The organism is Chryseobacterium sp. 27AL (assembly GCF_057815395.1).
In genome coordinates this window covers 167,123-179,139 of the sequence record NZ_JBYRIW010000005.1, presented here as the reverse complement: position 1 = coordinate 179,139, position 12,017 = coordinate 167,123, and the positions used below count along the sequence as shown (strand labels likewise).

Genomic DNA, 12,017 nt, shown 5'->3' with positions numbered 1-12,017 from the left:
AATCCTTATTACTTATTTCCGGGAATTAGCTGTACACCCCAGTTTACTGAAGTTTTACCCGCTGATTTCTGAAATGTATTCAATGCCTTTTCGTAAAACAGTTTTGCATTTACCTGATCATTTGACCTTTCTGCAAGTTTGGCTTTTAAAATTGCTAGTCTAGGATTGTCTGGCTCAGTTGCTTCCGCTTTTGTAATCGCCTGATGAATAATTTCCAAATCTTTCTTTTCGTCGTGAGTATTTTTTACCTGAAGCTTTTGGAGACTAATAAGTCCCAGCAATAAATTTACTTCATTACTATCTTGCTGAGTATGTGCTCCGTCAGCATATTTTTTTGCTAAACTGTTTAGCCCAGAAACATCCAGGGAAGGTTTTTTTTTGAGTTGCAGCTCCGCTTTCATATAGACAGCCACTGCCGCATAATAATATGCTTCCCATTTTTCTGTCGGTTTTGTAGAGGTAAACTTGGAAAATTTCTGAAAAGCGTTTTCATAATCACTTTCTGTCTTAGCAGAGTTTACCTGCGAAACAGTTTGTTTGAAGTCTTTTTCACTGAAGGTTTGCGCTTGTAAGCAAAAGCCTACTACACAAAAACAAATAAGTAGAGTTTTTTTCATGTAAGGGATTTTTATATTACAAATATAAAAAATTATTGATTTTAAACTAAAGTTTTTGAAATTAATTTAATAAATTAGTATTTATGCTCTTAATATTTCATTTTTCTCAATTTTGGATTTGTCGTTCCTACTAGCAGTGCTACAAGCACAGTCATAGTTCCTCCGAACACTACAGAGCGCACTACACCGAGTAATTTTGCCGATAATCCGCTCTCAAATTGTCCCATTTCGTTACTCGACATAATGAATATAGAGTTCACACTCAATACTCTGCCTCTGATATTATCGGGGGTTTTCAACTGAACGATTGTTCCTCTGATAACTACCGAAATCCCATCCAGCATTCCACTCATCATTAAAAACATGAAAGAGAGCCAATACAAACGGGATAATCCGAAGCCAATAATACAAAGACCAAATCCTGTAACTACTGCCAATAAAATTTTACCCTGATTTTTCCTAAGCGGAATAATCGACAGAATGGTAATAATACACATTGATCCTATATCTGAAGCTGCATTCAGAAGCCCGAAACCTTCTGCTCCCACTTTGAGGATATCGGTGGCGTACACCGGAATCATCGCAACAGCACCTCCGAAAAGAACCGCAAACATATCAAGACAAAGAGCTCCCAGGATTTCTTTTGTCTTAAAGATGTAAGAAATTCCTTCCCGCATACTATCTATAACGTTAATATTCTCTTTTTTGTATTCGGAATGCTGTTTATTTAATTGAAAAAAGAATAAAGATGCTAAAAAGATTAATAAAATAATTACAACCAATGTCCATTTTACCCCGAAATATCCTATCAGAAATCCGCCCGTCGCATGACCGCAAACTGAAGAAATGAGAAATGTAGCCTGGTTTAAAGTGACTGCATTAGGGAGGTTTTCTTTTTTTACAATTTTAGGAATCATGGAAGGTACGATCGGGCCGATAAATGCTCTGGCGATTCCTGTGAAAAAAATCACACCATAGATAAAATAAGTGATCTGATGTCCCGTAAAATGCATTTCAACATTAAAGAAGGCAGGAATCAGTAATAATCCTATTAAAAATATATAAGTATAATTGCAAATCAACAGTAATCTTTTCTTTTCATTCATGTCGATCACGTGACCTGCATACAGTGCACAACTCACCGCCGGAATCACTTCCGAAAGTCCTATTAAACCAATTGAAAAGGGATCTTTTGTAAGCTGATACACCCACCATCCTAATAAAGTAGCAAGCATTCTGAAAGCAAGAACTATAAAAAATCTTCCCGTAAGAAGGTTTCTGAACTCGACATTTTGTAGTGTCTGTAACGGGGTAAACGAAATCATCTCACAAAAATAGCCTCAAATATTAATTCAAGGCTATACATATGCTGTTTTTTTAAATGAAATATTGTATGACAATCAAAAGATAAAATCTATTTAGTCAGCTCTCGATGCGCTGATAACCAAAGCAGCAACTCCCGCAGCTCCGATTACTGTGGCTCCAATTACTGTTTTAGCTTTTCTGCTGTCTCTCACGGCAGCTACATTAGATTTAGGAATAGTGACAACTGTACTGTCTTTTTTGCCGGCAGTTCCGATGATATTATCTCCTTCTACATTACGGAATAATATTTTTTGATTTTTGGAACCATCTCTCATCATTACAGTATATGTTCTTCCTGCTTCAAGATTAGAATAATCATTTTTCGCAGTATCCATACTGTATTTTGTGGTTGCACAGGATGAAATTACAAATAACGACGTCAATAAAGATGATTTTAAAAGTACAGATGCTTTCATTATTATTTTTTAGTTTTCCAAATTTATAATTTTTTTCGAATATACGTTTCCGGAATTGAAAAAAAGTGCTTAAAGTTTGTAATTTTCCAATAATTCTGCAATTTTTCTGTCATTGGCGAGTCTTGGGGTTTTATTTTGTCCACCAAGTTTTCCCTGTGATTTTGCATATTCATGAAAGGCATTTTTCTTCAAATTAGTGATATGGAGTTTTTGCAGAATATTTCCTGAAATCAGGTCGTCATAATACGTATTACGGTTTCTCAGCTGTAGGTCGAGTTCGTTTTTAAACAAATCTAAATCTTCAGGTTCTTTCTTAAATTCTATAAACCACTCGTGGTAAGGAAGTCCTTCTTTAGGATTTACATTTGGGGCGAGATGAAACTCCGTGATCTGGGCCGGATATTTTTCCAGGGTTGCTTTTATGGCTTCTTCCACTTCATATGCAATCACGTGTTCTCCAAAAGCAGAAGTGTAATGTTTGGTTCTTCCACTTACTAAAATTCTGTGCGGATTTTTATCAATAAATCTTACAACATCACCGATGGAATATGCCCAAAGTCCTGAATTGGTTGTTAAAATCAAAGCATAATCTTTATTAAGCTCAATATCTTTTAAGGTTAATCTTCTTGCATCAGGCTTGCCATATTCTTCCAGCGGAACAAATTCATAGAATATTCCATGATCGGTTAAAAGTAATAATCCTTCTTTGGTATAATCATCCTGAAAAGCAAAAAAACCTTCAGAAGCAGGGAATGTCTGTACAATATCTACTTTTCCTCCGAGAAGTTCTTCCATTTTATCGCGGTAAGGCTCATAATTTACACCACCGGTCACGATCAGCTGAAGATTCGGGAATATCTGTTTGATTTTTTTATGATGTTTTTCAACAAGCTTTTCAAAATACATAATCAGCCATGGCGGAATTCCGGAAATAAGAGTCATGTTTTCTTTTTCCGTTTCTTCTACGATTTTATCGACTTTAGCTTCCCAGTCTTCCATTACGTTGGTTTCCCAACTTGGCAGCCTGTTTTTCTGCAGGTATTTTGGAATATGATGAGCGACAATTCCTGAGAGACGGCCTGTTTTTATTCCGAAAACTTCTTCAAGTTCGGGACTTCCCTGTAAGAAAATCATTTTACCATTTACAAAATCAGCATTGTTATTTTTAGCAATGTAATGAAAAAGAGCACTTTGAGCACCCTTTACCTGAAAAGGCATTCCTTCTTTTGATATAGGAATATATTTAGAGCCGGAGGTTGTTCCTGAAGTTTTTGCAAAATATTCGGGGACGTCTGTCCAGAGAATATTGGCCTGTCCTTTTTTTACTCTTTCAATATAAGGTTTGAGATCTTCATAATCTGAAATCTGTACTTTCTCCTGAAAATCAGCTATAGATTTAATATTTTCAAAATCATGCTCTCTCCCAAAAAGTGTTTTTTTTGCGGTCTCCGTAAGAGAAAGTAGCAATTTCTCCTGATTTTCCTCAGCATTTTTTTTGAATTCTTCAGCATCGCGTACATGTTTTTTTGCCCAGAGCAATGCGATATTTTTCTTTAGGAAGTTTAACATTCTTCAAATTTATAAATAACTGAAGAAATTTTAATATCTAAATAAGTAATAATCCAATAAAAAAAACCGATGAATGAGTAGTCATCGGTTCTTCGAAATTTGATTATGAAAATAACAACTATTGTTGAGTCTACTTGTTCTGTTTGTACCTTTTATCCGGTGTGCCGTCTTTTTTGAGTTTTTTGTTTTCCTTATATCTTTTTGTCAGGCGTTCCGTCTTTCTTCATTTTCGCAGACGAAGGCGCTGTTTCGGCTTTGGTGGCCGTTGTAGTTTTTACCGTTTTTGTTCCTTTTACCGTTTGCTGGGATGCAGATTTAACCGGCATGGTCGTTTGAGCTGTTGCAAAGCCAAGTCCCAAAATGATTGACAATGCAGATAATAAATTTTTCATAGTAAATTGTTTTTTTGCTGTTTGTTGAATCAAAGTTAGTCAAAATTCTAACCTGAAAACTCAATTTCAGAAACTTAACTAAAGTTTATCACAGCTTAAAAAAACATTAAACATCATAATAACAAAAAACCTGCTTTCCTTGTTGAAGAAAAGCAGGCCCTAACATAATGTATGAAAAGTTGGTTATCGCGTACAGTTAGCAGTCCACGATTTTCCATCCTTTAGATATAATATTTTTAGTTCATTATTGTCAATTCTGATGTATGACGTAGCGGTAGATCCTACCATTACCAAAGTGTTATCACCCTGCTGATTGAATTCGACTCCGTTAAGATCAGGAATTCCGTTAGAAAATGCGAAGTTATATTTTGTTCCGCTTGCGATTTTTGTTACAAATACACTTCCATTATCTGAATTGATGTTGGTGTCTCCGTCAGTATATCCTACAGTTCCTTTGTAAGTTCCGGCGAAAAAGTCGTTGTTTGCCGGATCGTCATCATCGCTGCATGAGGTAATTGCCGTGACTGCAAAAAACATGAGCATGAATAGTCCTAAAATTCTAATTGCTTTTTTCATAATAATATTTCTTTAATTTTTGGTAGTGTAGATTTTTCAAACAATGTGCCATTTGAAAAAGTGAATTATATTTTAACTTTTTATTTTGGATTTTAATAAAAATTAAGAATTACGGGCTTTTTTTTAAATATCATTATATATGGTAATGTCGTTTAAAAGATTAATAAGTCTTATCTTTGTATAGATCAAACGGTTTCGGAAACTCCCGAAATCGCTTTTGTCGTTTATACAGAATTTATATATGCAGTTAAAAACCATCAGCGAAAAATTTCTGCCGGAGTTACTTCAGAAAGAATTCGGAAAAGAAATTTTCAATCAACTGGAAAAAAATCAACATATATCCGTAAAGGGAAGTGCCGGATCAGCTATTTCGATCTTTGTGGCAGAGCTTTTCCTTAGCCGAAACAAACATGTGCTTTATATCATTGACGATAAAGAAGATGCATTATATGCCAATACAGAAATGGAAGATCTTCTCGGAAAGGACAAAGTGCTGTATTTTCCCGCAACTCATATGGAACCCTACCAGGTAGAAAAAACGCAGAATGCAAACCTTGTCCTGAGAACCGAAGCTATTAATAAAATTACCTCCGGAAAATCTCCCAAAGTAATTGTTGCCTATGCAGGCGCTTTATCAGAGAAAGTTCTGAAAAAAGAAGACTTCAAAGCCATTTCGCATCATATCAAAGTTGGAGATCAGCTAGATTTTGATTTTGTGGATGAATTGCTGAACCACTATAATTTTCAGCAGACGGATTTCGTTTCGGAACCTGGTGAATTCTCTGTAAGAGGAGGAATTGTAGATGTTTTTTCTTTTTCCAATGAAAAGCCCTACCGTATCACTTTCTTTGGAAACGAAATAGAAAGCATTAAAACTTTTGATATTGAAACCCAGCTTTCCGTAGATAAGGTGAAAGAATTTCAGCTGGTTTCCAATATGAATTTTACGGTGACCGGAAGCCGTGTCTCATTACTTCAGCTTTTGCCTAAAGAAAGTATCGTAGTTTCTAAAAACGGAATTATCGGTATGCAGAAGCTGAAAACCTTTTACGAAAAAGCGTTGGAAAAATATGAAACGTTAAGCAAAGATATCGCTCACAGAACACCCCAGGAGCTTTTCATTTCTGATCAGGAATTTTTATTTGATTATAAAAAGTTTAATACTGTGGATTTCGGAAGTGTTTCTATTGATGGACTTATCGAATTGGAAGAAATAAAAATAGACCAGATTCCTCAACCGTCCTTTCATAAGAATTTCGAATTATTGATTGAAGATCTTGAAGAAAAACAAAACGACGGCTTCGATACCTGGATTTCTTTTTCCGGGGAAAAGCAGAAAGAAAGACTGGAATCTATTTTTGAAGAGCTGGAACATGAGCTTCCTTTTAAAAGTTTTAAATCAGAGATTCATGAGGGATTTGTAGATCATGATCATAAAATCCTTGTATACACCGATCACCAGATCTTCGACCGTTATCAGCGGTATAAATCCAAAAATACATTTGCCAAATCAGAACAGCTTACCCTGAAAGATTTGATGTCTCTCAAAATAGGTGATTACATTGCTCATATCGATCACGGCATCGGAAAATTTATGGGATTGGTAAAAGTTAATAATGATGGGAAAATTCAGGAATGTTTTAAGCTTACCTATAAAAATGGCGACCTGTTGTATGTAAGTATTCATTCGCTTCACAAAATCTCGAAATACAATGGTCCTGAAGGTCGCGAAGTGGTTTTAAGCAAACTCGGATCCCCAACCTGGAAATCTTTAAAGCAAAAAACAAAGGCAAAAGTAAAGCAGATTGCTTTTGACCTCATTAAACTTTACGCCCAGAGAAAAACAGCCAAAGGATTTGCCTATAGCCCGGATTCTTACCTACAGAATGAGCTGGAAGCAAGCTTTCTCTATGAAGATACTCCGGATCAGGAAAAGGCAACCATAGATGTAAAAAAAGATATGGAAGCAGATACCGTAATGGACAGGCTGGTTTGCGGGGATGTAGGTTTCGGTAAAACTGAAGTTGCTATTCGTGCCGCATTCAAAGCAGCGACAGACGGTAAGCAGGTGGCTGTGCTTGTTCCTACAACGATTCTGGCTTTCCAGCATTACAGAAGCTTTAAAGAAAGACTGAAAGATTTTCCGGTAAATGTAGCGTACATCAACCGTTTCAGAACGGCAAAACAAAAATCTGAGACCATGGAAGCGCTTAAAAACGGGAAAGTAGATATTGTGATCGGAACACATCAGCTGGCAGGTTCAAGCGTCAAGTTTAAGGATTTAGGATTGCTGATCATAGATGAAGAGCACAAATTCGGTGTTTCCGTAAAAGATAAATTAAAAACGCTTAAAAGTAATGTCGATACCTTGACTCTTACGGCAACTCCGATTCCGCGAACACTGCAGTTTTCTTTAATGGCGGCGAGGGATTTATCCGTTATTAAAACACCACCTCCGAACAGACAGCCTGTCGATACACAGTTGGTTGGATTTAATGAAGAAATTATTCGTGATGCAGTTTCGTATGAGCTTCAGCGTGACGGACAGGTATATTTTATAAACAACAGAATTGAGAATCTCAAGGAAATTGCAGGTCTGATTCAGCGATTGGTTCCAGACGCGAAAGTTATTACAGGCCACGGACAAATGGAAGGAAAAGAGCTTGAAAAAAATGTCCTGGATTTTATGGAGGGAAAATATGATGTACTTGTTTCCACGACCATTGTAGAAAGTGGGGTGGATGTTCCGAATGCCAATACTATTTTTATTAATGATGCGCAACGTTTCGGGATGGCAGATCTCCATCAGATGAGAGGAAGAGTTGGGCGTAGCAACAGAAAAGCATTTTGTTACCTCATTACACCACCTTACGACATGATGACTTCTGATGCCAGAAAACGACTGGAGGCCATCGAACAGTTTTCTGATTTAGGGAGTGGTTTCCAGATTGCCATGAAGGATCTGGAGATTCGTGGAGCGGGAGATTTGCTGGGTGCCGAACAGAGCGGATTTATTAATGAAATGGGATTTGAAACCTATCAGAAATTAATGCAGGAAGCCCTTGAAGAGCTCAAAGACGATCAGGAATTTGAGAATCTTTTTGAAAATGAAGAAGAGAGAAACAAGCTCTTTAAAACAACAAAAGACATCAATATTGATACAGATCTTGAGCTGATGCTGCCGGATTTCTACATCTCTAACACGGAAGAAAGATTATTGTTATACCAAAAACTCGCCGAAATAGACAATGAAAAAGATTTGGAGAAATTTGAATCTGAATTGATAGACCGTTTCGGGAAACTTCCTGAAGAAGCGGTAAATTTATTAAAAAGTGTAAGTCTGAAATGGCTTGCTGCAGAGATCGGCTTTGAGAAAATAGTGATGAAAAACGGTGTATTCTTAGGATATTTTCCGGGGAATCCTCAGGATAAATTCTATCAGACCAATAAGTTCAGGCATATTATAAATTATCTTACTCAAAATCCTGCCCAGGCTCAGCTGAAAGAAAAAACAGGCAAGGATGGAAATCAGCTGATGATGAGAAAAGATAGAGTGAATAATGTTGATGAGGTAAATTCTCTTTTAAAATCAATGCTTAAATAACTTAAGGGAAAAATAATTCTAATTTTTTGATTTCTTTATCTGATATAATCTTTTATTTCAGGCAAAAATTGTGTTTTTTATATTGTGATTTTTTTTACATTTGCAATCACTTATTATGGAAAAAAATATTTATAGTTTATTTACAATAGGCTTTTTTTTAATAAAAATAAGCGCACAGGTTGGTATAAAAACAACTTCTCCGAATGCCACTTTAGATATAAACGGAGCGACAACACTAAGAAAAGAACTTAGAGTGGGCGGTACTTCTACACAAGTTGGAAATCCCGGACTAAACGGGCAGGTGTTGGTTTCGCAGGGAGAAGGCTTGCCACCTGTATGGAAATCTTTGAATGTACCCTTGGTGGAAGCAGGACAATACAAACTCATCAATACATATTTGTCATCTGATCGTAATGGAATAACAAGTCTCTCGGCGGGGATTGCAGCGGATAATGTCTACAAGAGCAATGTCGGAGATGATATCACTGATCTTACTAAAGGAAAATGGGTGAAAATAAATGCTTTTGAAACTAACTTTGATGTTAAAAATGGGAATAACAGAATTACTTACCAGTTTCAGACAGGTGTGGAGATGAAAGCGCCATCTGCCACGACTTCTCAGAGCGTTACTTTTACCTGTGGAGTTTTCAGAAACGGAAAACTTGTAGCTGTTCGTCCGGACAAAATATTGTCAAATAACAATAATCTAAAGAACGGGATGCAGGATTATATTTTTACGCTTAATTACACCGAGCAGAATGTGCCGGTAGGGAATCATAAAGTAGAGGTTGCCTGCCGTAAAATCAACTCAACAGATATCAATACAGCATTTACAATAGGACGTAATATAGCAAACACCAATACAAACTCCAACGCATTTACTTTAGAATCTGAATTTAAAATGGATATCATTGAATTCATTACCTATTAACTGATAAATCTAGTGCCGAATGAAAAAATTAATTTTAATTATAGCAATCATGTCAGGTTTTCTGATCCCTGCACAAATAGGAATAAAGACAGAATCACCCAAAGCTATTCTTGATGTAAATGGTGATATGAACCTCAGAGGAAAATTATCCGTATTAAACGTTACCAATAATACAATCCTGGAGGCAACCAATGACCAGATACTTGTTTCCCAGGGTGAGGGATATCCTCCTATCTGGAAAAGCCTGCGAATTCCTGACTATGAAAAAAATAAATTTTTTCTTATATATAACAACTCATTTTCAGATAGAAACGGGGTGAAGTTTGCTTTTTCTGAAGAATCTAGTAACGGATCTACGATATCTACTTCACTTATACAAAATACAAATATCAGTACTTTGAATTTATTTAAAAAAATCTCGTCATTGTCACAAACATTTGAAGTCTATAGCGAGCAGAGTAAGACATATTTTCAATTTGAGACGGTAGTTCATGCAGATTTTCTTGGTAATCAAAGTACTACTGACCAATCAATAGATTATGGCTGCGGAATTTTTGTCGACGATAAACTGGCAAATATGAGACTTGGAAATATAAAAGCCAGTTCAGCAAATTATCCTTTTCTTACACATAACCAGATCGGAATGATAGGGAATCTTTCTAAGGGTAATCATTCTATAAGCGTAGCATGCGCAAGGCTAAAATCTTACAATACGGAGGCCACATTAGGAATCGGTATTAATGTCGCTTCAAATATAGACAGCTTTATTACGCAATCATCTCTCAGAATAGATGTTTATGAGGTTCCACAGGTATTTAATACAATTATAAATTAAATTATGCAAAAAATATTCATTATACTCTTATTTGTATTTTCTGCTTACGCTAATGCTCAGGTCGGAATTAAAATTGCAAATCCTGTAGGTGCCTTGGATATTAACGGCGATCTTAATGTCAGAAGTTCGCTGAGAACAGGAGGTACAAATACGATAATGGGAAATGCCGGTGTAGCCGGAACAATTTTTCATAACAATGCTGATCTTCCTGTAAATGACTGGAAAGAAATAAAAATTGCCGATGGACAAGGAAGTATGTCTATGTTTTTTATTAATACAAGATCAGATCAAAATGGAGCGGTGTTCGAGGGCGCAAGTGGATCTACAAATCCATATGCTGAAAACTTAACACTCGATACAAATGTGTGGACTGTATTAGAAGGCACCCAAGACACATTTTCAGTGAGCAATAATATGAATAAAATAGTGTTTACCTTTCAGACTGTTGCACAGAAAACGGGAAATGGTAGCGCTTCGATCAGCTTTGCATGCGGAATTTTTGTTGATGATAAATTAGATAATGATAAATTTAAATTAAAAGCTGTAAGAACGGATGTTGTACTGGGTACAGACGGATCTTATAAAATCTTTAATCTTAATGCAACACTCATTAATATTCCGCCAAACAATAATTATTCGGTAAAGGCAGCTTGTACTAAAAGGAATTTAAACTCGGGAAAATTAGGAATAGGAATTCCTGTTAATGATGATTTTCTTAATAAAACGATGGCTCAATCTATCCTTACTACCTCCGTACTACAGTCTTATCAATGATTACCGGTTACATTAAAAATTTAATTTCCTGATCAAAGAAAATCAATATATTTGAGACGTTTAAAATTAATAACTTATGATCAGAAAATTTCTTTTTTCATCTCTTGCTGTTTTGGCGCTAAGTTTTACCATTTCCTGCGACAATACAACGGAGGATCCGCCAAATCAGAATAATGGCAATTCCGGAGGAGGAACCACCATTACAGGACCAAGAATCTTAAGCAAGATCACAAGCGGAAATGTAGCGATGGAAGAATATATTACCAATGCCGGAATTCTTTCTCAGGCATACATCAGAGATGTGGGAAGTACCAATACCATTACGGCTACTGTAACGTATTCCGCCGATAAAATTACAAAAATCAAGTATCAGGATAATGTTAATCCGCACGTTATAGATAATGTCTACAACCTTTCTTACACTGCTGGCAAATTATCAGGATTCACCATGGATCAAACGATAATGACGATCACCAATCACAGTGATTTCACAGTTTATTACGATGCAAACGGCCGGTTATACAGAATTGTTGAAAAGAAAAAAATGGGCAACAGCACGGATTATACACACTATGTTGAAAGCAAATTTACATTCTCAGCGGGTAATGTAGCAAGACTGGATTATACCACAATGCTGATGGACGGAGCCAATCCTGATCCTTCAACTTCAATCCTTATGTCCTATGCATACGACAATTATGACTCTAAAATAAATCCATACAATACGCTGCCGAAAGAGTATTTTATGGTTACAGGTACCCTCTTCCCGATTAATTCTAATTCGATCTCCTTTAATAATGTAGGGAAAATCACTCTGCAGAATCCGTCTGGTCCGCCGATAAGTGTACCGAAAGGATACCTGTATGATTCTCAAAATTATCCGGTTTCGGATCAGGGGCAGGTGGTTAAATATATATACAAAGCGTTATAAGTATAAT

The 12,017-nt window shown here is 36.2% G+C and carries 11 protein-coding genes; 5 read left to right on the top strand and 6 right to left on the bottom strand.

Features of this window, described 5'->3' with window-relative positions; translation table 11 throughout:
• Positions 1-8 precede the first annotated feature (8 nt).
• From AC3WV0_RS10875 to AC3WV0_RS10850, 6 genes are all read right to left on the bottom strand, one after another.
• A complete protein-coding gene (locus AC3WV0_RS10875) occupies positions 9-617 on the bottom strand; it encodes a hypothetical protein (protein WP_488846101.1) in 609 nt (202 codons plus the stop codon).
• An 89-nt stretch (positions 618-706) separates the two neighbouring features.
• Positions 707-1,942, bottom strand: coding sequence for an MFS transporter (locus AC3WV0_RS10870; protein WP_488846100.1), 1,236 nt, complete (start codon positions 1,940-1,942; stop codon positions 707-709).
• 93 nt (positions 1,943-2,035) lie between these two features.
• A complete protein-coding gene (locus AC3WV0_RS10865; protein WP_488846099.1) occupies positions 2,036-2,398 on the bottom strand; it encodes a hypothetical protein in 363 nt (120 codons plus the stop codon).
• Positions 2,399-2,467: 69 nt separating this feature from the next.
• Positions 2,468-3,967: a GH3 auxin-responsive promoter family protein gene (locus AC3WV0_RS10860; protein ID WP_488846098.1), complete on the bottom strand. Its 1,500-nt coding sequence runs from the start codon at positions 3,965-3,967 to the stop codon at positions 2,468-2,470.
• 191 nt (positions 3,968-4,158) lie between these two features.
• Complete coding sequence (locus AC3WV0_RS10855; RefSeq protein WP_488846097.1) at positions 4,159-4,359, bottom strand: hypothetical protein; 201 nt, start codon at positions 4,357-4,359, stop codon at positions 4,159-4,161.
• A gap of 183 nt (positions 4,360-4,542) precedes the next feature.
• Positions 4,543-4,935 (bottom strand): hypothetical protein, encoded by a 393-nt coding sequence (locus tag AC3WV0_RS10850; protein ID WP_488846096.1) that lies wholly within the window; start codon positions 4,933-4,935, stop codon positions 4,543-4,545.
• Positions 4,936-5,176: 241 nt separating this feature from the next.
• Between AC3WV0_RS10850 and mfd the strand changes: the two genes are divergently transcribed.
• From mfd to AC3WV0_RS10825, 5 genes are all read left to right on the top strand, one after another.
• Positions 5,177-8,539, top strand: a complete 3,363-nt coding sequence (mfd, locus tag AC3WV0_RS10845; protein ID WP_488846095.1) for a transcription-repair coupling factor — start codon at positions 5,177-5,179, stop codon at positions 8,537-8,539.
• A 115-nt stretch (positions 8,540-8,654) separates the two neighbouring features.
• Positions 8,655-9,470, top strand: coding sequence for a hypothetical protein (locus AC3WV0_RS10840; RefSeq protein ID WP_488846094.1), 816 nt, complete (start codon positions 8,655-8,657; stop codon positions 9,468-9,470).
• 19 nt (positions 9,471-9,489) lie between these two features.
• Positions 9,490-10,305 carry a hypothetical protein gene (locus tag AC3WV0_RS10835; protein ID WP_488846093.1) on the top strand — a complete coding sequence of 272 codons (816 nt, stop codon included), beginning with the start codon at positions 9,490-9,492 and terminating at the stop codon, positions 10,303-10,305.
• Between the two features lie 3 nt (positions 10,306-10,308).
• Entirely contained in the window at positions 10,309-11,079 is a 771-nt protein-coding gene (locus AC3WV0_RS10830; RefSeq protein WP_488846092.1) for a hypothetical protein, read from the top strand.
• Between the two features lie 76 nt (positions 11,080-11,155).
• Positions 11,156-12,010 carry a hypothetical protein gene (locus AC3WV0_RS10825; RefSeq protein ID WP_488846091.1) on the top strand — a complete coding sequence of 285 codons (855 nt, stop codon included), beginning with the start codon at positions 11,156-11,158 and terminating at the stop codon, positions 12,008-12,010.
• The last annotated feature ends 7 nt before the right edge of the window (positions 12,011-12,017 follow it).